Below are 21,898 nucleotides of genomic sequence, written 5' to 3'. Positions count from 1 at the left end.
GTCTGCTGTAGCAAACCGGCCCGTTGGTTAACCTAGTTGTTAGTACGACAGCGAAGCCGCCTTATAAAGGTATGTAGTGTCTTGTAGCTGCCGGAGCATGAAATCGGCTACATCGGCGCGGGATATTTTGATTTTGAGTCCCTTTTGAGTGGCCGGAAATCCGTGGTGATACTCGCCGGTACGCTGGCCGTTGGTGAGGGTACCGGGGCGGGCAATAGTCCACTCCAAGCTGCTTTGTTGAATACATTGCTCTTGCAACTCCGAGTCGGCAAAGGCTTGGCGCAGAAACAGCGGCACTAGCAGGTACTTGTAGGCGAACGGCAAGGCCGGTTTGCTGTCCCCGATACCGAGTGTGGTCAAACAAATAAAGCGCCGCACCCCGGTCTGCTCCATCGCCCTGATAATGTTGCGGGTTCCCTCGGAACGTACGGCATCTTTTTGGGCAGCGGGTGCCCCCAAAGCCGACAGCACGACCTCCTGCCCCACTATTGCCTGCTTCACCGCCGCTACATCCAGCACATCCCCTTGCACAACTCGCAAGTTTGGGTGCTCAAACTTGATTTTCTGCGGGTTGCGGGCAAATGCCGTGACGGTATGGCCCTGCGTAAGAGCCTGCTCTACTAGTTGGCGGCCGGTGCCGCCCGTTGAGCCAAAAACGAGTGCTTTCATGGTGTCTGTTTGTTTTTTCAACAAAAGACGAGCACCCAACAGCGGCAAAATAGAACGAAACCGACAGCCCTACCGAATCAGCTCCGGGAAATTAGCTACTAGCTCGTTGGCCCTCTTTTGGTATTGATACGGCGAACAACCCGCAAATTCCTGGAATGCGCGGATGAAATGAGACTGATCAGCATAGTCGTTTTCGAAAGCCACATCCGAAAGCTTCTGGTACTGGCGGCTCCGCAGCTGGTTCAGCGCGACCTGGAAACGGCAGATTCGGGAAAACAAGTTGGGCGCAATGCCTACCTGCTGCTTGAATCTACGCTGAAAACTACGCTCCGATATACTCAGGCTCTGCTGCAAGGCCGGTAAGGCAATGTGGCCGCCCGACCTTTGCAGTTGCTGGAGCGCATGCTGAATCTGCGGGTCGGCAGCCAGCTTGTTCCGTTGAATCAATGTCCCCAAATAGTCGGCTATTACCTGTATTTGGTGGACCACCGATTCGGTATTCAACAGCTGTTCTGGCAGGCGGGTTGACAGCAACGTGAGGTCGAGGCAAGCATCGGTTAGTTGATCAGCGTTGAATCCAAAAATGGTTGTCAGGGCGCTTGGATGGAAGTAAACACCGAGCGTCCGCACTGGGCCTTGCATTTGAATGTCGCCAGGGCTGACGGTCTGGCCGTAGAGCAGGGCACGCGGCCACTCTTTTTGCGCTTGGTCTCGGAAGAGGCTCTGGTCTGTTTGCTGAAAAATAAGGCCCGGATACCCATCAGCAATCATACGAAACGTTTTCACCTCGACACTTTCACCAGTGCTTTCCAGCAGCCAGAAGTAGCGGATATACTGGCTCAGATAGGTGGGAGGAGCAAATTGCTGAAAGCGCATGACGTGGTAGTTTGCCTGAAATGAGAATAAACCGATGTACTGGCCTTGGACCGCGCTTCATATTTCGCCCGTAGTGGGTTCCTGCTTACCGTCGGGATAACTGGCTAAGCGGTTGTGGGGTGTAGTTCACGGCTCAACGTCAGCAGACGGTAGAAGGACACCACATGCGTAAAGGCTACCACGGGCACCACAAAAACAGGCAGCCATACGAATGGAAATTGCAGCACTGCCACGTTGGGTTGCTCGAAGGCTAGTTGTTGTAGCGGCGTAGGAGCCGACAGCAGCGCCAGCACTACAATGGTTATCAACAAGCAAAAAGCCACCGCGTGCCACGCCAACATGCCACCGCGCCCGAGCCAATTGCGCCCGTATGCATACGCAACCAACGGAGCAGTAAGCCCGGAAAGAATATCAAAATTCAACCCTTCAAAAGTCATCAAGGTGGGCACCAAATGGTAGCCGGCCAGCGCATAAAGCACGATTTCCACTGGCACCCGCACCACACTCAGTTCCGTAAGATCCGCCACGCTCAAACGACCACTCACTTCTCGGCCGCGTGCACCAATCAGCCAATACACGATAAGCACCACCGATGGCAAAATACCGAAAACAACTAACCGCGGTGGTACATGCTCCAGTTGCTGATAGAAACCCGCTCGCGCCACCACTGCTTGTACTGTCAGCCACCCCACAATCCCAATCAGCCACGGCAACATGGCGAAACCCGCATTCCGTAATAAGCGCATAAGCAGACCAAGAGTGAGCAACGTAGTTGCTACAAACAGGATGCTAACCCACGGCGCCGTTGGTGTGGTAATGTAGTAAAGGTTGAGGCTCATAAGACGCCGCTATCAGTGCTTTACCAAGGTAGCGGTTGGTTGCTACAGTAGCAACCACGCTCGTTTCACTATATAGCTGGTGGCAAGAGGTACTTGGTAGATATTTTTTGTTTGGCCCCAATAGAGTATCTACTCTTGCTAGCTACCTACTTTCATGCTCTGCTAGGTTACCAAAGGCGCCATCATGTACTGACTGAGTAACAGCGAGAAGGTTGCGGTAACCTCTTCCAGTAAGGTCTTGCCAGCAGGTAGGATGGTCGTAGAAAACTTGCTGTTGCGGACGCGCTAGTATCGAGGCGCGGATGGGAAAAATTCAAGAAAAGATGGTCTGCTTTCATCAAACGGCTATCTTTGGCTGGATTTATCACCTTACATTCCTTCCTGATGGAGTATCCACTACTGAAACTGGCCGCTATTGACATTGGCTCCAACGCCGTCCGTTGCCAGATTTCAGCAGTCCTCCATTACGGCGACCGGTACCGCCTCAAGCGCGTGGAATATGTGCGCTATCCGCTGCGGCTCGGCGAAGATGTGTTTGCTACCGGCACCATTTCCGAGAAGAAACAAGACAAGTTCATCAAGTTTCTGCACGCCCTAAAGCTGCTGATGGAAGTGCACGATGTGGCCCCCAACCACTACCTCGTTTGCGCCACTTCCGCCATGCGTACGGCCGCCAATGGCACCGAAGTAGCGGCCCGTATTCAGCAAGAGCTTGGGATGACGGTGCAGGTAATTGATGGGCAAGCCGAAGCAGCCTACATCAACCGCGTTATCGAACATCTGCTGGAAGACAAAAAGCACTATCTCCACATCGACGTAGGCGGCGGCAGCACCGAGTTCAACATCTACCACGACCGGCGCAAAGTAGCGTCGCAGTCCTTTGAGATTGGCTCGATTCGGCGGATGCAGCAAGAGGAAAGTGGCCTAGCGTCTACGGGCGCCCAAAACGACCTCTGGCAACGGATGGAAGAGTGGGTAAAGGAAAACGCCCGCCGCTACCACGTTACGCGCGCCATCGGTACCGGCGGCAATATCAACAAGCTCTACAGCATTGCGCAAAACCAGCTAGACAAGCCCGTTACGCGCCGCCGTATTGCCACTGTGCTACACAACCTCACGAGCATGAGCATGGACGAGCGGGTGAACGTAGCCATGCTCAACCCCGACCGGGCCGACGTGATAGTACCGGCTGGCCACATCTACCTCTCCTCCATGGAGTGGGCCAACGTGCACCAAATGATAGTGCCCGACATCGGCTTGAAAGATGGCATGCTCCAGACGCTGTTCGAGGAGCACTTCGACGAAATCCGTTCCCGCCAAGACCATTCTAAATCCATCCCGTTCCCCGCGCCGCAAACGCGCCCAACCGAGGTGGAATAGGCAACGTCCTAGACAATAAGACTGCTTTACAGCGAGAAAGCCTGGTTTGTATCCTCCTGGGAGGATGCAAACCAGGCTTTCTCGCTGTAAAGCAACTATTTACACATTTGGTATATTCAGGCTGCTTTCATCTCCGTCGCCAACAATGACAGGATAAGCCACGGATTCTTGCTCAGCGGCTTCCTCTCCCGGAATATCAGCTTCTGTAGCGTCCGTTTCACAGTCTACGTCCACAATAGCCGTCTCACTGCCCACAACCGCGGCATTCTCTTCTTCCTTGGTCCGCACTGTTACCTGCTGTAGCAAAGCCAGCAATCCTTCGGGCGTAGCGGCAGCCAATCGGTCGTCGTCGCGGCGGTAAAAGTCGCGGTGCACGTTCACGATGGGCTCGTTAGGTGCCGGCTGACGGCGGATGTAGGCGCCATCTTCGCGCATGTTGTAGGAATTCTGATTGTCGAGCAAGTTCATCATCAGAATGCTGATAGCTTCGCGCTTGATCTGCGGATTTGCAATCAGAAACAACGCCTCAATGCGCCGGTCGAAGGAGCGCACCATCACGTCGGCAGAGCCAGCGTACACTTTGGGCTGCCCAGCTTGGTGGAAGTAGAACAGGCGCGAGTGTTCCAACAAGTCGCCGACGATGCTGCGCACCTCGATATTCTCGCTCAACCCTGGCCGGCCCGGCCGCAAGCAGCAGATACCACGCACAATGAACCGGATGGGCACGCCGGCTTTGGAAGCGCGGTAGAACTCGTCTATCATCTCCTTGTCTTCCAAGGAGTTCATCTTCATGACGATGCCACTTGGCAAGCCTTTTTTGGCGTGCTTCACTTCCTCCCGAATGAGGTGAATGAGTTGCTGGCGCATGTCTTTGGGCGCCGTGATAAGGTACTCGTAGTCGTCGGGCTGAGAATGACCCGTGATGACGTTAAAGAATTCCGACACGTCGTGGCCGTACACATCGTTGGTTGTGAGCAGGCTTACGTCGGTGTAGAGTTTGCTGGTCTGCTCGTTGTAGTTGCCCGAGCCGATGTGCATGTAGCGCGTCACCTTCTCCCCTTCCTTGCGGATAATCATCAGCATTTTGGTGTGCGTCTTGTATTTCGACACCCCATAAATGACAAAGCAACCTGCCTTTTCTAGCCGTGCGCCTTCCCGGATATTGCGCTCCTCATCGAAGCGGGCCTTGATTTCAAACAACACCGATACATGCTTGCCGTTCTCAGCTGCCTTCAACAGCGCGGCCGACACCCGCGAGTCTTCGGCGAGGCGGTAGATGGTTTGCTTGATACCCAGCACCTGTGGGTCTTCGGCAGCCTGCTCCAGCAACCGCACCATCGGCTCGATGCTGTTGTAGGGGTGGTGCAGCAGTACGTCGTGGTGCTTGAGGTATTCGAACAGGTTTTCGTCAGCTCCTTCAGGCAAGCTAAGGGGGGGTACCGGTGCAGGCAGGCGCGAGCCCCGGTTCCGGAAGTTGGGGTGCTTCAAGATTTGCAGCAGGCCCTTCAAGTCGATCAGGGAGTTGATAACGAACACGTTGCCGTTGTCAATCTTCCACCGCTCCTTCAGCACCGACATTAGCAGTGCCGACGTGTTGGACTCCACTTCCAGCCGTACCACCCGGCCCCGCTTACGGGTTTTGAGGCCCTGCTGCAATTCCTTGATGAAGTCGGTATCAATATCTTCCGACTCTTCCAGCGTGAAGTCGCCATTGCGCGTGATGCGGAACAAATCGGCCGACTCGATGCTGACGTTGCGGAACAGCTTGGGCAGGTTGGCGCGCACGATTTCCTCGATGGGCACAAACATTACCTTGTCCTTGCGGCTTAGTTCGAAGAAGCGCGACAGGTTCTGTGGAATCTGCACGAAGGTGAGCCGCTCCTGCCCTTTCTCGGTTTCCAGGTCGCCGCTGCCGGTGCGCGTTACTACGCCCAAAATCAGCATCTGATTCATCATCAGCGGGAAACCATGGTAGGAGTCATACACCATGGGTGTAAGCAGCGGGAAGATGGTGTTCTTGAAGTAGCCATCCACCTTCTTGAGTTCCACCTCGGTTAAGTCCTCCATCTTCAACACATTGAAGCCGTTCTTTTCAAACTGCGGCTTCAATTCGTTGAGATAGGTCAGCGACTGGTCGTTTACGAAACGGTGGGCAAAATCGAGCAGCTTGCGGCGGAAAGGCAACTCGCGCAGTCCCGAGTAGTCCACCCGCTCTTTGCCGTAGTCGAGGTAATTATAGAGCGAACCCACCCGAATCATAAAGAACTCATCGAGGTTGGAAGACGTGATGCTCAGGAACCGCAACCGGTCAAACAGCGTCCGGCCTGGGTCCTTGGCTTGGTCGAGTACCCGGTAGTTGAAACGCAGCCAGCTAAGGTCGCGGCTGATGTATTTGCTTTTGCGAATGAGGTCGGCAGATTTGAATAGCTTCATAGTACTAAGGCAGGGCAGAAAAGCGGGGTAAGATACGGGTTTACAGCCCGGAAAGGGCATTTCAAGGTTAAGAAATGATGGCCGTTGCCTCTATTTCCACCAACAACCGCTCGTCGATTAGGGCTCGGACTTCCACCATGCTCGAAGCCGGTCGGATATCCTTGAATACTTCGCCGTGCGCCCGGCCAACACTTTCCCACTGTGAAATATCCGTTACGTAAATCCGGGTCCGCACGACGTCGGTTAGCGCTGCTCCAGCCTCCAGCAAGGCCGCGCTTATCTTCTCCAGAATGTGTTTGGTTTGGGCGTAGGCATCGGTACCAGTTATTAACTCACCATCCTGCGCCGTAGTGCCCACCACTTCCACGACGTTCCCGACCCGCACCGCCCGCGAATATCCTACTACTGCTTCCCAAGGTGCTCCAGAAGAAATGTTGTGCCGCATTGGTTTCACTTGTTGTGTTACGTGCGTTTCCATTTGTTGTCACGTCAGTTATCAACGAAAAAGGCCCGCTTTGTAGCGGGCCTTTCCTTGTACCGTTATACGTCGAGTTTGGCGTATTTGGCGTTTTTCTCGATAAAGTCGCGGCGGGGTGGTACCTCGTCGCCCATCAACATGGCAAACAGGTGGTCGGCTTCCGCGGCTGATTCCACGTCCACTCGTTTCAGGGAGCGGGTGTCGGGCTGCATGGTGGTGGTCCAGAGCTGCTCGGCGTTCATTTCGCCTAGTCCTTTGTAGCGCTGCACGTTCACCGTCTCGGGCTTGCCGCGTCCCATCTCATCTTGAGCGGCCATGCGTTCGTCTTCGGTCCAGCAGTAGCGCTCTTCTTTGCCGCGCTTCACTAGGTACAGAGGCGGCAGCGCAATGAAGATGTAGCCTTTGTCAACCAACTCACGCATATAGCGGAAGAAGAACGTCAAGATCAGCGTCCGGATGTGCGAGCCGTCGATGTCGGCGTCGGTCATGATGATGATCTTGTGGTAGCGGAGCTTATCTAAGTTGAGCGAGCGGGTGCTGCTGCCGTCGTCCTCGTCAGTTTTTTTCTCGAAGCTCACGCCGAGGGCCGTAATCATGTTCCGGATTTCCTCGTTCTCGTAGATGCGGTGCTCTTGCGCCTTCTCCACGTTCAGGATCTTACCCCGCAATGGCAGAATGGCCTGAAACGCCCGGTTGCGGCCTTGCTTGGCGGTGCCGCCAGCGGAGTCACCTTCCACGAGGTACAGTTCGCAGATTTCAGGGTCAGATTCCGAGCAGTCGGCGAGTTTGCCGGGCAGCGAGTTGGAACCCAACACCGTTTTGCGCTGCACCATCTCGCGGGCCTTACGGGCCGCAATACGTGCGCGCGCCGCCAGTATCACCTTCTCGATGATGATGCGGGCTTCCTTGGGGTTTTCTTCCAAGTACTGGTTGAGAATCTCGCCTACCACGGTGTTCACGGCGCCGCTCACATCGGAGTTGCCGAGCTTGGTTTTGGTCTGGCCTTCAAACTGCGGCTCCTGCACCTTCACCGATATAACAGCGGTGAGGCCTTCGCGGAAGTCGTCGCCTTGAATCTCCACCTTGGCCTTTTCCAGCATGCCCGATTTGTCGGCGTAGGCCTTCAGGGTGCGAGTCAGGGCCGAGCGGAAGCCTGCTACGTGCGTGCCGCCCTCAATGGTGTTGATGTTGTTGACGTAGCTGAAGATGTGCTCCTGGTACGAATCATTGTACTGCAACGCCACTTCCACTGGCGTACCACCCTTCTCGCTGATAACGTGAATCGGGTTGGGCATGAGCACCATCCGACCAGCATCGAGGTACTGGACGAATTCGCTCAGGCCGCCCTGCGAGTAGAATACCTCGCCGAGAAAGCTGCCATCATCGTTTTTGTCACGACGGTCGGTGAGCGTGATGCGGATGCCTTTGTTGAGATAAGCCAGTTCCCGCAAACGGTTAGCTACCGTTTCGTACTTGTAGACGGTTTCGGTGAAGATGGTGTTGTCGGGCAGAAACTCCACTTCCGTACCATGCTCCTCGGTGTCACCAATCTGCTTTACGGCATACTGGGGAACCCCAATTTTATATTCCTGCTCATAGATGTGGCCGTTGCGGCGCACAGTTACTTTCAAGTCCTGGCTGAGTGCGTTCACGCAGCTCACGCCTACGCCGTGCAGGCCACCAGATACTTTGTACGAGTCCTTATCGAATTTACCGCCGGCGTGCAGCACGGTCAGTACCACTTCCAAAGCGGACCGACCTTCCTTGGCGTGAAAGTCGACGGGAATGCCCCGGCCGTTGTCACGGACGGTGACAGAGTTGTTTTCGTTGATGGTTACTTCAATCTGGTCGCAGTGGCCGGCTAAGGCTTCGTCGATGGAGTTGTCGACTACTTCCCACACCAAATGGTGCAGGCCTTTGATGCCAGTGTCGCCGATGTACATGGAGGGGCGCTTGCGCACGGCCTCCAACCCTTCCAGTACCTGAATGCTATCGGCAGAGTACTGATCGTCGGCTCTTTTCTCTTTCGTTTCGCTCATGTTTCGGGCGTAAGTTTAGCGGTTGTGCTATCCTACAAAAGTACCGATTTTATTGCGTTTTTGCCAGCGTTTGCCACAATTATGCTATATAACTCCCGTAAAAAATCCACTTAAAACCGACCACGAAAAAAGCCTCCTTCCCGCGCTGGAAAAGAGGCTTTTAAGTAGCTGATAGCGTTCAGGTTTTCCTGCTACCGCACCACTAGTTTCTGCCGCACAGGGCCGTCTGGTGTGGTTAGCTCCAGCACGTACCTATCTCGCCGGTTATTCCTACCGAGACGTAGGTGCTAGTACCAGGCACGTTGTCGAGGCCGGTTACATGCAGCGGGCCCGTTGGCAGTACCGGGGTCCAGGTGAGGCCGCCGTCGGTGGTACGGGTCAGGTTACCTTCTTCGTCTTTCGCCAACCCGTTGGCAGCATTACGAAAAGCCCCATCTAGCTTAGATGGGGCTTTTCCAATCTTCACATAGCTTCTTTTCTTCTTGACTCCCTACAGGCCTAAGTGCAATGCTTTGCTTACGCTGTACTGCGTGGTATAGCATGCTTCTGGGAGCAAACGAGCGTCCTTGCTAACGGCACTTCCCATGCTATCAAATTAAAAACTAACTAACACACCAGCTAAACTTGCGTACAGTGCACCTCCATTGCCTGTGTTGTCTTGGGCTATTACGACTGTAGCTCTTTACACTGCTGGCCTAGTTACTTCAGGATATTGATAGCCCTTGTGGCATCCACCTTTGGAAATATGAATGTATCCGATTCCATTTGGATTGCACGAGCCGAACAGCTTCCTCAGCCGTATCAACAAGTGTTGGTATACGCCCCCGCAGCCTGGCAACAAGTGACAGTAGCTGCGTTCAAGCCCCCTACCACAGCTAAATCCAAGCATATGTTTGTGGCTCCCGACCCCAATGGGGTCAACCGTTACATAAAAGGAGTTACCCATTGGATGCCCTTGCCTACCCCACCAGATAGTTCTGAATAGCAATAGGCGCGTGCTAACCAGACGCAGTATACTGTCCTTGCTTTCGAGCTTTCCTTTTGGGCTACAGCTTACTTTCTAATTGACAGCCGATCTACTGGGTAGGGCCGTTGTCTGTTTGAGCTTCCAGCGTAGACTGCACAGCCGGCTTCACGGCCGAAAGCAGATCCAAGCCGGTGGCTGCTTCAATCGCATCCACGCTCGTGCGGTAGCCACCCCATGCCGCTGACACCGTGTTCTGGTTGGGTACATCAACTGCAATTACACGAGTTGCATTTGTCACCCGGGTAGCATCGTCCTTCCCAGTGGGTAGCACCACCACCACCTTCCACACCCGTGCCGGAACCGTAACCCGCCCTTGGTCTAAGGTAGTAGCCATGCCTTGGGAGCCTGTGCCACCCGCACCATAACTTCCCATCACTATATACAGCTCGCTACCGGCGCGAGCCAGCTTACGGCAGTATTCTTCCAGGCCCGCCCACGTCCGTTGGTTAAGGTTAGGAGCCTGGGGCAGCATATTGGTCATCAGAAATGTGGCGGAATTAGCTGCTGTAGTGGCTGTCCGGTCGGCTGAAGGGCAATGATGCCCCCTATCGAAGCCAGAACTGCTGTAGCTGCTTCCCATCACCTGATACCAGCTAGCGGGCAGGGTATTATCAGGACGAAAGTCATCCTGCCGGGCAGCCGAACCCATATCAGCTGTTTCTAGGTGCCAGCTCACCCAGTTGGGGATGCCTCGGGTACGATGGTAGCTCAGGGCGTATTCTGGTTTAAGCAGCAAATAATTAGTAGGCTGTGCTACGTTAGTTGTTGCACCGCTAGGGTTGCCTAGAGCTAGGTGCTCCTCACCGGCTGCTAACGAAGGCTCAGGTCCATCGGAGCCGCAGCCAGTTGCCAGTGCTGCTAGCGCAAGCCCGATGTAAGTAAGAAAGGGGCGAAATAGGTTCTTCATTGATGGGCAAAGGTACCGGCCACAGGCGAAAGTTCTTTTCGCCTGTGGCCTTAAATAACGAGATACCTAAACCAACCAAACGACAAGCCTAGAGCTTCATTCAGACAGGAATACTCCCCTTGCCCGATCATACAATTGCACCTCACTACAAGTTGACTTTAAATGCTGATTCATTTTGGGAACCAGCGTTAGCAGCAAATTCAACTTTATATACTTCAGTTGGTATAGAACAACCCTATTAGCAACCCGCTTATCAGTATCGCTTGACCACTTTGCAAAGCTTTCTCTCCTTCCTCTCGAGAAACCCAGTACCCGTCAATCGTTTCAAAGTATAGTGTGCTTTCCACACCAGAGGGTACAGAAACCGTAAATACAATAGTAGAAGTAGTGTGCATAGGCTGTGAGAAGAGGCAGTACTATAAGTCATGGTTCTGCGCAAAAACAAACTAACCTTCTAAAACTATGTATAGAAAGGAAGATGCTTGTGGTTTTGAGACTATAACTATTCTACTATTCTATATTTGATACTCAATTATAGAAATGAGAAAACAGTTACTGCACGTTTGTTATAGGGTACACAGTACCCTAATCACACAAGATTGTGACTTGTGCACCTTTGCATACCCTTGTTGCTGTTGGCACCACTCCCGATGTGCTATAAAGTAGTAGAGAAGGACTAAGCGGCTATGGCTTCGGCGCCTCTCGAATACTGGCTGGGAGTTCCACACTATTGAGCTAAAAATGCTGCGGCATCCAGTACAAGAGAAACTCAAAAAATGGTCAGCCTTCAGTCAACACTCTTATGCAGTTGAAACTATATAGAGCGACAAGCTTTATTAGTGTTGATACCACACAACCATCGTTGAACCGGGCATAAAAAAACCACTTAGCAGTTAAGCTAAGTGGTTAATCCTGAGAGTGGCCCCGATGTGATTCGAACACATGACCGGCTGCTTAGAAGGCAGTAACCCTACTGTATTTATAGGGTGTTGACTTCTACCAAAATAGCCCTTAAACTACCGTAAACAAGCATTTTATTCATTACTGTATATTGCTACTATCACGTTTTCTATTAGGTTTGTGTAAACCGTTGTGTAAACCAACGCGGTTTACACAGCATGAGCCAAACCAGAACCACCGAGCATAAGGAAGGCAAAGCAACCGTACGGGCCGTGTATTACACTAGCAAGACGCTGGCCGATGGTTCGCACCCGTTTATGCTCTGCATTACTAAGAACCGCCAACGTAAATATTTGTCAACGGGCCTCTCCCTCCTACCCCAATATTGGAACGAGAAGAAAACCGGCTATCGGCAGGCTATCCGCAAAAGCTACCCCGACATTCAACGCGAAGCCCTGATAAACTCGTTGGCTGATTGGGAAAAGAAGTACGACACAGCAGCCGGGGCCATTGCTTCCAACGATGAGCAGCATACGGTGGCCGACGTGGCGCAAAAAGCCATTGAGGGCCGCAAGGCCACGCGGCGCGTTCAAGTGCTGGCCTACATAGACGAACTCATAGCTACTATGACCGCCTCCCGCCAGCTAGGCAATGCCCGCGTGTATCGGGATATGCGCCGCCAGTTGGCAAAGTTCATCTTGGACGAGTATGGCACTGCTGATGTGCCTTTTGACCGCGTGACGGTATCCTTTTGCACCGAGTGGGAAAACACCTTACGTGCTAGCGGCAATGAAGGCAATACTCTCTCTCAGCGGTTCCGCACCTTACGGGCCGTGTTAAATAAAGCCATTGCCAACGGCATAGCCAAGCCAGAAAACTACCCGTTTGCCCGCAACGTGGCCGAGCGGCACAAATTCAACGTTGGTAAGTTCGACCTTTCCACCACCAAGCGCGCCCTGACTCGCGACGATGTGCGGAAGCTGGAAACCTTGCAGCCTACCACTGAGCGGCTACGGCTGGCAAAGAATGTATTTCTATTCTCGTTCTACGTCGGCGGGGTGAATTTTATTGACCTCTCCAACCTACGCTGGCATAATCTTTCTCGCGACGCTGACGGGCACCCTCGCGTAAACTATGTGCGACGTAAGACGGGCGGCAAGTTCTCGGTGCGGCTGCTAGCCCCGGCCGCTGCCATTGTTGAATACTATCGGCCTACTACCCATACTGGTCCCGATGGGTACGTTTTCCCGATTATCAACGACCGGCGGCACCAAACTCCAACGCAGGTAAACAACCGCCTGCATAAGCTATTACGGCAAGTCAATGCTGACTTGAAAGAGCTGGCCGCCGAGGCTGGCATATCAACGGCCATCACTACTTACACGGCGCGCCATAGCTTCGCGACCAGCCTTAAACATTCAGGAGTTGCAACGGGCGTTATCTCGGAAAGCATGGGCCATAAGTCCGAAGCGGTTACAGCCGTGTATTTAGACTCCTTTGCGTCGAGCGTGTTAGATTCCGCTTTTGAAAGCCTGCTTTGATCTTCTTGCCACTATTAATATATGGAAGCGACCTATCCAACGTGTCACCCTCTATTCCGTGCTTTCATTTTGCGCGCAGAGATTATTGCCGGTAGAAGGCAGGAGGCAAGCGGAGTAGTACCTATGACTTTTGAGGAGGTACAGGCGGAAGTCGAGAAAATACGTGCGGCTATGCCTGCTTTAGTGAAGCTAGAATTGCATGTTCAAGACGAATGCCTCGGCCCACTATACTCTTTTAGCTATCTATTGCATGGGGCTAAACGCCTCATATGCCCAGAGGGAGACATTGAGCTATCGCTTTCCCTTGTTGAATTAACAAGAAGCCTTAAGCAAGCGGGATTGCAAGGATATACGTTACCCTTCCCGATGCCAATAATTAAGGAATGGCGGGGCGAGCCACAGAATAGAGCAGAATTAGAGGTAGTAAACCGCGAGTTAGATACTATGGTATTCGACTTTAAGAGCAGAGTAAAAGCTGCTATTGCTGCTGTTCCAACGCCCGAAGGCCGTGTCGAATTGGTTGAAACTGTACTAAACGGCTTTAACTCTTTAGAATGGATTGCAGGAAACTATATAGGAGAAATAGTCGAGCAGGCTGTAGATGAGGCTTGGGAGTTCGTATCAGACAAGCACGACACATTGTTGAATGAACTAGACTCATTGAGCGGGGTGCTCGGTGATAAAAACCAGCGCCGAGAAGCAAGCCCGATTCCTAGCATTCAAACAGCAAGCAAGCTCAGCCCAGCAACAGAAGTAAATAGTGACCCGACAAAGGATAGTCAGATGCTGGTTACGCGCCGGCGCGTAGTACTATTACACTTCTTTCGGGGCGATTTAGGGGAAGCAATTAACTCGCCAACAGAAGCCGAAGCCCTGTTTTTGCGCTATGGAGATAAAGGGCGCGATTTTAAAACAAAGGCTGGGGAGGCCGTAAGATATTGGAGCGACGCGGGCAAAATTAAAAACGTAAGTGCTACGCAAGTTCTTAATGCCGTTGTGGCAGATTTGAAATACATCAAGCAATATCTAGCAATAGAACAACAAGCAGAAGCAGACAAATACATAAGGGAGCTTGAAGGAAAGCGTAAAGGGAAGCAGTAGCAATCATTTCAGAACCGGTTCAGAACCGGTTCTGCTACCTAGTGACACCAAACTTTGACCCGCTACTAACAAATGCAGGCAACGGAGCCTGCTGTAAAGAGGTGGCGAACAATGCAAAATCCCTTTGCCACCCTAGAAGATTGGTTGCGCCGGATTGAGGCCAGCCAGAACGAGCTGCTGCAACGAGTGAGCGCCCCAACTCATGCTGGCCCCGATGTTGGCGGTATTGAGCTAGCGCAAGAAGTGCTACGCTTGAGTAAGCCTCGTATCTACGCCCTTGTATCGCAGCGCGCTTTGCCACACATGAAGCGGGGCGGGCGGCTAACGTTCTCTCGCGCTGAATTGCTGGATTACCTGAAAGCAGGGAGCCGCGCACAGAAAGACTTGGTATAGCCGGGTTGCTATGTACGACAGCCTGAACGCCCGTTCCACCTTGCCGGATGAGGAAGCGGAGCAGCACCTAGCCCGTTCACCGGCCTTCCTTGACAACGACGGGGCCACCGATGCCAAAGGCTGGGTGCGAGTGCAGCGGCGAGGGATGCGGATTGATTACAAGCCTGACTCGCGGGAGTTACGAGTACGGGGTTCTCTGCAAACCTTTGCCCAAGGGCACAATCTAGGCACCTTCACGGCCCCACAAGTGCACCAAGCTTGCACCGACCTTGCCGCTTACGTTGGCTTGCCTCCTGACTCGCTCCGCATTGTAGGATTGGAGGCCGGGGTGAACATTCCGGTAGCTACTTCGCCCCGACCGTTTCTAGAAAGTCTTGCCAGCCACAAAACAGCGCCGTTTGCCGCAACCAAACCACCCCACGGCGCTACCCGGCCGCTGGAATACGGAGCCTATCACAGCGACTATTGGGTGAAGGTGTACGACAAGGGCAAATACAGCCAGTTACAGGGCCGCTCGCTGCCCGCCACTGGCCCGCCGCACCTAGCCCGCTACGAGGTCGTGTACCGCCGCGCCCGGCCGCTGGTGCAACTAACGGGCCTTGCACAACTAACGCTGGCTGACCTCCCCAAGCCGGAAGTGCTGGCCGTTGTGCTGGCCGACATTCAAAGGCATTGGAACCTTATTCAACACCGCCACCACATGCAAGACTCTGATTTCGATGGGCTGACCTTCTCAGAGGCCGCGCTATTAGCAGTGGCCGACAATACCGCCTTTTGGGAGGCCATGCGCAAGAAGCAAGCACCCAGCACCTACAAGCGTAACCGCGCCCGCGCTAAGGAACTACTGGCTCAACGCGCTGAGGTCAACCCCTACGACGACGCGCTGAACAAGGAGCTGGCCCGCCTGGAAGTACCGGAACTAAGCCCCAAAGCAAAGGCCCAAATATGACCCCTGTTTCCAAGCTTGTAATCACTTGGAAACCCTCCCTCTCTTTTACCCACCAGAACAGCCCTATAACGAGTGGAACCACTGGCCCAAAGCGCCTATAAACCCCTCCTTTTTTGGTAGGCGAGCGGAGCGAGCAGCACAGCGCAGCGTCAAGGCATTGCCCGGCCCTGTATAGCGTGCCCCGGTAGCGTCGGAGCTACCCCAACCCCCAACCCCCAACCCCTGAACCATTCACCCCACGCAGGCGCCCAAAATCGGGCTGCTTTAGCTACCGCTTTGCTCTTTTTTCAATGAATACTACAACGATTTACTATGCGGGCATCCTTTTCTTCCGCATTGATGAGTGGCCGCGCTATTACGTGAGCCGCTGCGGACAGGTGCTTTCGGCAATCGGCCACCCGCTCATTATGAAAGTGGGCACGCAAACAAGAGGCTACAAGCAAGTATCATTTTCCGTGCCCGGTGGTAGGGCTAAGCACTACTTGGTTCACCGACTAGTTGCCGAACGCTTTCTGCCGAGCATACCGGGCAAAGACCAAGTGAACCACAAAGATTTTAACAAGCTCAACAACCATGTAAGCAACCTAGAATGGGTCACAAACGCCGAAAATTACCGACACGCCAAGGAAATGCGGCTACAACGCGCCAACGCTGGACAAGTGCGCCTTTCCTAATTCACCCTTAACTCCTGCGTTTCTTCCACCATGAACTTTGCAAGATTTTCCTCTTTGGTTTTGGCTGCTGGCTCCGAAGTATCCCTTACTACTGCCGCTTACTGTACGCCTGAAAAAGATTGGTTTTGGTGCCGTTATGTTAACACTAAGGGACAATTGTTTGAAACAGAAGGAGAGTCAAACCCAGCTAAAGCCCTCGACAATCTTCTCAGCGGCCTTGCCTTTCATAAAGCCCTGCCACCCCTTACCCTTCCAAACCTGTGATTTCACTTCGCTATCCCAGCCTAGCTCCGCGAGCCATTGAGCGCGTTGCCATTCGCGAGCATTCTAACATCAACGACCTATGCACGCTGCTGTACATCCACCAATTAAATCGAAGCGGCCAGCGTGTACTGGCTAGTAGTTTGGCGCGTGGCGCATTAATGAGTATACACCAAGCATACGGCCGAGTACGGCGGTTGACAGCCGCTGGATGGGTTGCCCGTCAGCCTACTGGCCCTGCTAGCCGCCCACACCCTAGTCTATACATAACGGCTACTGGCCTACTTATTATAGAACGTATTCGCCGAGAAATGCGTACCTGCGCCGAAATGCTTACCAACGGTAGTAAGGGGCCAGTAAAAACAAATAAGAAGCGGATAGTGGTTCGTGAGCAAGCAAGTAGAACCACTGTCTCAAAAAGCGGGTGAATTGAGAATTAATTACAACGCAAGCAGTTGTAAGTCAGCGTATAAACAACAGATAAAAGTGTTGACTTTCAAACGATACACTCCTGACAGCATAATTTATCAGGAGTGTACGCGTGACAAGAGGCCAGCACTTTTTCCATTTTCGTAGTCCAAACCTACTTGCCCCTTGGCCGCTACGAAACACGCGCTTTCACTCTTGTGCGCAACAACCGGAAACGTCTACCACGTTCATGCCAAGGCATATAACAGCCGCTCAACACGCTGGACATACTAGGCAGCAACTTTATGCAGCTTTTTTGCCTACGAAAACAGAAGTGTACGCTATTGTTTCGGTGGTGTTTAGGCCGTATTCCGTCACTTTTCCTAAATAGCAGCACTAGAAACAGGCCAGTACACTGTTCTAATTGGCGCAATTCTACTCCGATCGAGTAGTGTATGCTAGCCCCTGAGAAAATGCTGTTTAGGTGTCTTCACCGACCTACGCACCCTGCTGATCGCAAGGGTAGCCCAAAGGGATTCGTGCTGCACAAACCCCCTCGCCTCAAAACCGAACCCACCCCTATGCCCTACCTAGTACCTAAAACTATGCACCATCTTACCAGTGGTAGGAAGAAAATGCTATTTGTTATGCTGGGAGGGTTACGAAATATGGAACACTACGTATCGGATTATGCTTAGCAGTGTTACTTACTTGAGTGTTAAAAAGGTAGATTTAACAGCTAATGTCCAAGCTACCTGGCCTCTAAATGGTAATAGACGAACCCAATTGGCTCAAAGGCTTCAACCGTTCCCGCGCACCCTTGCCTTACGGCCACATCCAGCGCCTGCCACAGCCTCTTGCTTCCGACGAGGGTGAGTAAGCTATTAAAGTATATTTACCCTAGACCTTAATAGAAAATCAGTTGATGAACACTATAAATGAAATAGGTTCGATAGAATCTAGATTGATTGCCTCCATTGAAGGGCGTGCGATACCATCATCAACTTACCCTAGGCAACTTTCTGAGTTACATTATGGTAGTGAAAATCTTTCGCCCTATGCAATTAGCTTAACTTTTAGCAATGAAACTGCTACTCTTGCTTGCGTTCTACCTAAAGACTATATCAGCCAAGCGCATTTAGACAAAACGGACCCTATGGCGCACTTGTGGGGCCAAAGCTTAGTTGCTACAACTGATACAGGTGAGAAATTTGAGGCACGACAGGGATATTGCACCCACCAAAGCATCATTTTCGCTAGTGAGGGAGGAGGAAGACGAATTTCTATAACTGCACGAGAATGGCAACTTACACGTCATAAGCCTCACTTATGGGTAGGTAGATTAGCTGGGACTTTTCCGCAGGGAATAGGAAACTTGAATTTACGAGTTGAAATAGAAGATCGTGGAAGTTCCTTTTCACTCACCAATTTTGTTTTGAAAGGTTCGCGTTGGACTTATTTCTTACTGAGGAAAAACGATAAAAAGAAGACAGACAACACTTTGGTTATCGATACAAATGGGGGTGATATCGATCATATTTTATTAAACAACGAGTTACAAATTCTAAGCTATTGCTTAGGACAACCGCTGTACTGCAATTTCTTAGTAGGCTTAGATGAAGAAATGCAAAGTGTGGCTTACGCTGGAGGAGACTACGGCTTTGAGCGCATCCTTCCCAACCATAACTTTTCTCCTGTCCCCCGAGATTCTAATAAACCGTGGTTTACAGTCTTCTTCCAAGCCATCACACAACAACTGGCACATCTTGAGGAATTAAGTCGCAAACAGACGCTGTTTGAAACTATTACTTTATCTGTTGAGTCATCTGCGGAAGTGCATTATATAAGCAGAGAAACAAAAGCAGTTCTAGCCTGCTTAGCGGCAGCCCGCTTGTTCGTAAAAGATGAAGTAAACCTAACAAGTTTGTCCAACGATGAGTGGGCTATTTGGATAAAAGAGAACAATGCGCTGCTTTCCGTAGCTGCGGAAGACACCAAGGACCTGCTTTTGTCGCGAGTACTTTCAGCCAATGAACCCGGTCCAGTTGAGTTAACGATTTTAGCGCTTAAAATGGCATCATTGCCTTTAAACCCAGATCTAATTCAAGCGATTGCTGAAAGCAGCGTTCTTTTGTCAGGCAGATCATTTGAAACTTCTTATAAAGAAAGCGATAACAGGTGCAGACGATTGAGAACGTTATGCGCGGGGCTAATGGCCGCCTCAGTTGGCTATAAAGGACCGCTTGCTGGTTGGGAATTAGATGAGCCGAAATGGTATGGAGAAGAGCCTGCTACAGAGTGGCTAGTTATTGACTCAGATGTGCAGCCTTCTTATTTTGTTGCTCAGGTTAACAACTTATTACCAATTCTTAGCACGGCCGAATTGTGGCCAACATTCGAAAGGCCATCAATACCTGATGGCTCGTTAGTGCTTCTTGTTGAGGAGTTTGCACGAAGTTTAGCCTCTCGTACTAATGAGCAAGTGCGCGCGCGAATACTCCCATTACCAGTCTTTAGCTCAAATGAGGCTCAACTATACGATTTTATATTGGAAGCGGTTCAACAGCCCCAAACCAATACGGTCTTATTTACGATCAGACAAGAATACAAAAGTGCTAAACTAGATATCCTAAGTTGGGAAGAGGAGATAGATACAATTGAAGACGAAAAAGCTTTGATACAGTTTCTTCGTGGAGTTGCTCTAGCACCTCGCACTCGTCATGCAGTAGAGCGTCTATTACTAGTAACACCTTATGAAATTTAATAGGCAGCTCAAAGTTCTACAGTGGAATATGAGTGCTGCGCCCCATGCTAAGCCACCAAAGCCACATCCGAATCCCAAGGAATGTGCTGAGGCATTGGATGCAATGTTGCAAGAACACAATCCTACTATCGTAACGCTTCAGGAAACAGATAACACTCTTTTATCTTATGCTCATTTATCAGCCTATGAAGTACAGCGAGGACCTACCGGTCTTGCCACTCTTATTCTGAGAAGTAGATTTAGAGTTGTTAGCAATAAGGAAGTTACGCCAAGAATACAGGCTGTTACGCTAGATAACATACAGCACGGTGAACCAGGTATACTAGTTCTTAACTTTCATCTACCTGTATTGAATGAAGATGCAGATGACCGTCAAGAGGCAGCTCGCACATTAATACCTAAAATCGACTCGGCGCGAGCTAATAGTAAATTAAGATTAGAGATTATAGCAGGCGATTTTAACTTACCCCCCTACGCTGCATTTATTGTAGGACAGTCTGGACTATTTGCAAACCGTGATCCAAGCATTAGTAGTCAGCGACGTAGTACAGTAGGCCGACCACTTTACAACGCCAGTTGGAGCATTTTTGGGGGATCCTGTGGTTCATTAGGCACCTACCGTCGTGCAAGCAGACTGCATGGACCTTGGCAAATTCCTGATCAAATGCTTCTTGATCCACTCCTAGTGGACAAAGCTAAAGTTGAAGTTCAAGTCATCACTAAAACTTCTGTCAGAGCGTTGCATAATCGTAATGGGAACCCCGATAGAAAATTTGCTTCTGATCATTTCCCTGTCTTAGTAACTATTTCACCTAATGCGTTAATTCCATACTTAAATGGTAGCATCAATGATTACTCTATTTAAATACAGTAGCATTATTGCTCACATTCTTCGTCTTGTTCGCTAGGATTTTGTGAGTATACATAAATAGAGCAGAATAAGAGTGGCCCGTTCTGTCCGGAGATAGAACGGGCCACTTTTGGGTAAAATTTAGTGTCAGCGCCAGCGCACTAATTCAAAAACAACCCAGAGAACACAGACTTGATAATTGCGAATACATCGTGTGCTTGGGTTGGGTTGAGTGCTAAGCCAATCACAGCGCTAGTAACAGCAGCTACAAAATTCATCTTCCACTCTTTCTTGGTGAGTGACTCACTTTGGGTGGCTTGTTGCTCTAACACTAATGTTAGCTTGTCGATTGCTTCCGATGGTAATTCGGTGCCAGCTATTTGCCGTGCCGCCTCTCGGAGCTTTGCTTGTACAGTACGTAATTCTGCGTTTGTAAAAGCTACATCGTCGTTATCAGCAGTAGTATCAAACAATAACATATTACGTTCTAAGTCTGCCCACATATCAGGTTCTTCCGATTCCTTTTTAACTAGAGCTACCCAATGGGTAAAAACAGCAGGCACTGTATCCCATTTACCTACGGGTGCATATGCTTTTTCCTGATTTGGAAATAGTACACCATTAACAGTTAGCGGAGTGTAAGAGATAAATAAATTAAATACCTCTCTGTTGGTATCCGAAGCAACACCAACTGACTTAGATAAAACCTTAAAATAGAAGCCAGTTGGCAGGTGAGTAACCAAGAGATGCTCTTTCGCTTCTAACTTAAAAGTATGAAGGCTTAAGCCAGCCTCTTTAATCATATTGAATAGTTGGTTCTTCTGGCTATTCAGAAACATAGACACAAGCGAGTTAGGTATGAATAGACTGGAGGACTGAATGTAAACCGTCGTGTAAACCAAGCACAAAAAAACCACTTAGCTGTAATGCTAAGTGGTTGATTCTGAGAGTGGCCCCGATGTGATTCGAACACATGACCGGCTGCTTAGAAGGCAGCTGCTCTATCCAGCTGAGCTACGGGGTCAGAAGCCATGGGCTCCGGCCCAGCGGCTGGGTTACTTATGTCGGGGTGGCAAGATTCGAACTTGCGGCCTCCTGCTCCCAAAGCAGGCGCGATACCGGGCTACGCTACACCCCGAAAAAAAGTTGACTTACGCGTGTTGAATGCTGGATGATGGTCATATAACCTTCAACACTCATAAGTCAACGGTCGAAAAGTAGAGAGAGGGGGATTCGAACCCCCGGTAACCTTTAGAGCTACGGCAGTTTAGCAAACTACTGGTTTAAGCCACTCACCCATCTCTCTATTTCTACTCCCTTCCGGCTGAAGAGTGTGCAAATATACAAGGCAAATAGACATACAACTGCTTTCCGTGAAAAATTTCTTGTCTGCTAGCCCGTGTAGGACC

General features: G+C 51.2%; 18 protein-coding genes and 4 tRNA genes. 9 read left to right on the top strand and 13 right to left on the bottom strand.

The features are described 5' to 3' along the window. Nucleotides 1-39: 39 nt before the first annotated feature. From MTX78_RS09580 to MTX78_RS09570, 3 genes are all read right to left on the bottom strand, one after another. The gene (locus tag MTX78_RS09580; RefSeq protein WP_243802067.1) at nucleotides 40-669 is read right to left on the bottom strand and encodes an NAD(P)-dependent oxidoreductase; all 630 of its coding nucleotides are present in this window, start codon (nucleotides 667-669) and stop codon (nucleotides 40-42) included. A gap of 69 nt (nucleotides 670-738) precedes the next feature. After that, nucleotides 739-1,545: an AraC family transcriptional regulator gene (locus MTX78_RS09575; RefSeq protein ID WP_243802065.1), complete on the bottom strand. Its 807-nt coding sequence runs from the start codon at nucleotides 1,543-1,545 to the stop codon at nucleotides 739-741. 104 nt (nucleotides 1,546-1,649) lie between these two features. Continuing rightward, nucleotides 1,650-2,384, bottom strand: a complete 735-nt coding sequence (locus tag MTX78_RS09570; RefSeq protein ID WP_243802063.1) for a hypothetical protein — start codon at nucleotides 2,382-2,384, stop codon at nucleotides 1,650-1,652. A 384-nt stretch (nucleotides 2,385-2,768) separates the two neighbouring features. On the opposite strand from MTX78_RS09570, the gene MTX78_RS09565 reads away from it, so the two are divergent. Beyond that, a complete protein-coding gene (locus MTX78_RS09565; protein ID WP_243802062.1) occupies nucleotides 2,769-3,764 on the top strand; it encodes a Ppx/GppA phosphatase family protein in 996 nt (331 codons plus the stop codon). Nucleotides 3,765-3,863: 99 nt separating this feature from the next. Here the strand turns inward: MTX78_RS09565 and ppk1 are convergent, their stop codons facing one another. The 4 genes from ppk1 to MTX78_RS09545 form a co-directional block, all read right to left on the bottom strand. After that, entirely contained in the window at nucleotides 3,864-6,197 is a 2,334-nt protein-coding gene (gene ppk1, locus MTX78_RS09560) for a polyphosphate kinase 1 (RefSeq protein WP_243802060.1), read from the bottom strand. Nucleotides 6,198-6,264: 67 nt separating this feature from the next. After that, nucleotides 6,265-6,675: a RidA family protein gene (locus MTX78_RS09555; RefSeq protein ID WP_243802058.1), complete on the bottom strand. Its 411-nt coding sequence runs from the start codon at nucleotides 6,673-6,675 to the stop codon at nucleotides 6,265-6,267. Between the two features lie 62 nt (nucleotides 6,676-6,737). Further along, on the bottom strand, nucleotides 6,738-8,714 hold the full coding sequence (gene gyrB / locus MTX78_RS09550) for a DNA topoisomerase (ATP-hydrolyzing) subunit B (RefSeq protein ID WP_243802057.1): 1,977 nt from the start codon (nucleotides 8,712-8,714) through the stop codon (nucleotides 6,738-6,740). Between the two features lie 235 nt (nucleotides 8,715-8,949). Continuing rightward, nucleotides 8,950-9,180, bottom strand: a complete 231-nt coding sequence (locus MTX78_RS09545) for a beta propeller repeat protein (protein WP_243802055.1) — start codon at nucleotides 9,178-9,180, stop codon at nucleotides 8,950-8,952. 279 nt (nucleotides 9,181-9,459) lie between these two features. Here MTX78_RS09545 and MTX78_RS09540 point away from each other — a divergent pair, with 279 nt between their 5' ends. Further along, nucleotides 9,460-9,699, top strand: a complete 240-nt coding sequence (locus tag MTX78_RS09540; protein WP_243802053.1) for a DUF551 domain-containing protein — start codon at nucleotides 9,460-9,462, stop codon at nucleotides 9,697-9,699. A gap of 91 nt (nucleotides 9,700-9,790) precedes the next feature. Here the strand turns inward: MTX78_RS09540 and MTX78_RS09535 are convergent, their stop codons facing one another. Then, nucleotides 9,791-10,648, bottom strand: coding sequence for a DNA/RNA non-specific endonuclease (locus MTX78_RS09535; protein ID WP_243802051.1), 858 nt, complete (start codon nucleotides 10,646-10,648; stop codon nucleotides 9,791-9,793). A gap of 919 nt (nucleotides 10,649-11,567) precedes the next feature. Then, a tRNA-Arg gene (locus tag MTX78_RS09530) sits at nucleotides 11,568-11,637 on the bottom strand. 129 nt (nucleotides 11,638-11,766) lie between these two features. Here MTX78_RS09530 and MTX78_RS09525 point away from each other — a divergent pair. The 7 genes from MTX78_RS09525 to MTX78_RS09495 all read left to right on the top strand — a co-directional run bounded on the left by MTX78_RS09525 (nucleotide 11,767) and on the right by MTX78_RS09495 (nucleotide 20,504). Further along, the gene (locus tag MTX78_RS09525; RefSeq protein WP_243802049.1) at nucleotides 11,767-13,089 is read left to right on the top strand and encodes a site-specific integrase; all 1,323 of its coding nucleotides are present in this window, start codon (nucleotides 11,767-11,769) and stop codon (nucleotides 13,087-13,089) included. 21 nt (nucleotides 13,090-13,110) lie between these two features. Beyond that, entirely contained in the window at nucleotides 13,111-14,190 is a 1,080-nt protein-coding gene (locus MTX78_RS09520) for a hypothetical protein (RefSeq protein ID WP_243802047.1), read from the top strand. A 111-nt stretch (nucleotides 14,191-14,301) separates the two neighbouring features. After that, nucleotides 14,302-14,583: a helix-turn-helix domain-containing protein gene (locus MTX78_RS09515; protein ID WP_243802045.1), complete on the top strand. Its 282-nt coding sequence runs from the start codon at nucleotides 14,302-14,304 to the stop codon at nucleotides 14,581-14,583. A 10-nt stretch (nucleotides 14,584-14,593) separates the two neighbouring features. Next, nucleotides 14,594-15,532 (top strand): hypothetical protein, encoded by a 939-nt coding sequence (locus MTX78_RS09510; protein WP_243802043.1) that lies wholly within the window; start codon nucleotides 14,594-14,596, stop codon nucleotides 15,530-15,532. 290 nt (nucleotides 15,533-15,822) lie between these two features. After that, the gene (locus tag MTX78_RS09505; RefSeq protein ID WP_243802041.1) at nucleotides 15,823-16,206 is read left to right on the top strand and encodes an HNH endonuclease signature motif containing protein; all 384 of its coding nucleotides are present in this window, start codon (nucleotides 15,823-15,825) and stop codon (nucleotides 16,204-16,206) included. A gap of 1,633 nt (nucleotides 16,207-17,839) precedes the next feature. Next, on the top strand, nucleotides 17,840-19,639 hold the full coding sequence (locus tag MTX78_RS09500) for a hypothetical protein (RefSeq protein WP_243802039.1): 1,800 nt from the start codon (nucleotides 17,840-17,842) through the stop codon (nucleotides 19,637-19,639). Beyond that, complete coding sequence (locus MTX78_RS09495) at nucleotides 19,629-20,504, top strand: endonuclease/exonuclease/phosphatase family protein (protein WP_243802037.1); 876 nt, start codon at nucleotides 19,629-19,631, stop codon at nucleotides 20,502-20,504. Before MTX78_RS09500 ends, MTX78_RS09495 begins: the two co-directional genes overlap by 11 nt. 146 nt (nucleotides 20,505-20,650) lie before the next feature. Here the strand turns inward: MTX78_RS09495 and MTX78_RS09490 are convergent, their stop codons facing one another. The 4 genes from MTX78_RS09490 to MTX78_RS09475 all read right to left on the bottom strand — a co-directional run bounded on the left by MTX78_RS09490 (nucleotide 20,651) and on the right by MTX78_RS09475 (nucleotide 21,795). Continuing rightward, nucleotides 20,651-21,328 carry a hypothetical protein gene (locus MTX78_RS09490; RefSeq protein ID WP_243802035.1) on the bottom strand — a complete coding sequence of 226 codons (678 nt, stop codon included), beginning with the start codon at nucleotides 21,326-21,328 and terminating at the stop codon, nucleotides 20,651-20,653. A gap of 111 nt (nucleotides 21,329-21,439) precedes the next feature. After that, a tRNA-Arg gene (locus tag MTX78_RS09485) sits at nucleotides 21,440-21,513 on the bottom strand. A gap of 40 nt (nucleotides 21,514-21,553) precedes the next feature. After that, nucleotides 21,554-21,627 (bottom strand) — tRNA-Pro (locus tag MTX78_RS09480). A gap of 80 nt (nucleotides 21,628-21,707) precedes the next feature. Beyond that, nucleotides 21,708-21,795, bottom strand: a tRNA-Ser gene (locus MTX78_RS09475). Between the last annotated feature and the right edge of the window lie 103 nt (nucleotides 21,796-21,898).

Origin of the sequence: Hymenobacter tibetensis (assembly GCF_022827545.1) — a bacterium.
Classification (GTDB): Bacteria; Bacteroidota; Bacteroidia; order Cytophagales; family Hymenobacteraceae; genus Hymenobacter; species Hymenobacter tibetensis.
The sequence above is the reverse complement of the archived record's forward strand: the minus strand, read 5'-3'. Positions and strand labels throughout refer to the sequence as shown.

Coding starts and splice junctions, on each gene's coding strand:
- MTX78_RS09510 (WP_243802043.1), top strand. CDS start 14,594: ATGTACGACAGCCTGAACGCCCGTTCCACCTTGCCGGATGAGGAAGCG.
- MTX78_RS09580 (WP_243802067.1), bottom strand. CDS start 669: ATGAAAGCACTCGTTTTTGGCTCAACGGGCGGCACCGGCCGCCAACTA.
- gyrB (WP_243802057.1), bottom strand. CDS start 8,714: ATGAGCGAAACGAAAGAGAAAAGAGCCGACGATCAGTACTCTGCCGAT.
- MTX78_RS09570 (WP_243802063.1), bottom strand. CDS start 2,384: ATGAGCCTCAACCTTTACTACATTACCACACCAACGGCGCCGTGGGTT.
- MTX78_RS09575 (WP_243802065.1), bottom strand. CDS start 1,545: ATGCGCTTTCAGCAATTTGCTCCTCCCACCTATCTGAGCCAGTATATC.
- MTX78_RS09565 (WP_243802062.1), top strand. CDS start 2,769: ATGGAGTATCCACTACTGAAACTGGCCGCTATTGACATTGGCTCCAAC.
- MTX78_RS09490 (WP_243802035.1), bottom strand. CDS start 21,328: ATGTTTCTGAATAGCCAGAAGAACCAACTATTCAATATGATTAAAGAG.
- MTX78_RS09505 (WP_243802041.1), top strand. CDS start 15,823: ATGAATACTACAACGATTTACTATGCGGGCATCCTTTTCTTCCGCATT.
- MTX78_RS09555 (WP_243802058.1), bottom strand. CDS start 6,675: ATGGAAACGCACGTAACACAACAAGTGAAACCAATGCGGCACAACATT.
- MTX78_RS09525 (WP_243802049.1), top strand. CDS start 11,767: ATGAGCCAAACCAGAACCACCGAGCATAAGGAAGGCAAAGCAACCGTA.
- MTX78_RS09535 (WP_243802051.1), bottom strand. CDS start 10,648: ATGAAGAACCTATTTCGCCCCTTTCTTACTTACATCGGGCTTGCGCTA.
- MTX78_RS09540 (WP_243802053.1), top strand. CDS start 9,460: ATGAATGTATCCGATTCCATTTGGATTGCACGAGCCGAACAGCTTCCT.
- MTX78_RS09495 (WP_243802037.1), top strand. CDS start 19,629: ATGAAATTTAATAGGCAGCTCAAAGTTCTACAGTGGAATATGAGTGCT.
- MTX78_RS09515 (WP_243802045.1), top strand. CDS start 14,302: ATGCAAAATCCCTTTGCCACCCTAGAAGATTGGTTGCGCCGGATTGAG.
- ppk1 (WP_243802060.1), bottom strand. CDS start 6,197: ATGAAGCTATTCAAATCTGCCGACCTCATTCGCAAAAGCAAATACATC.
- MTX78_RS09520 (WP_243802047.1), top strand. CDS start 13,111: ATGGAAGCGACCTATCCAACGTGTCACCCTCTATTCCGTGCTTTCATT.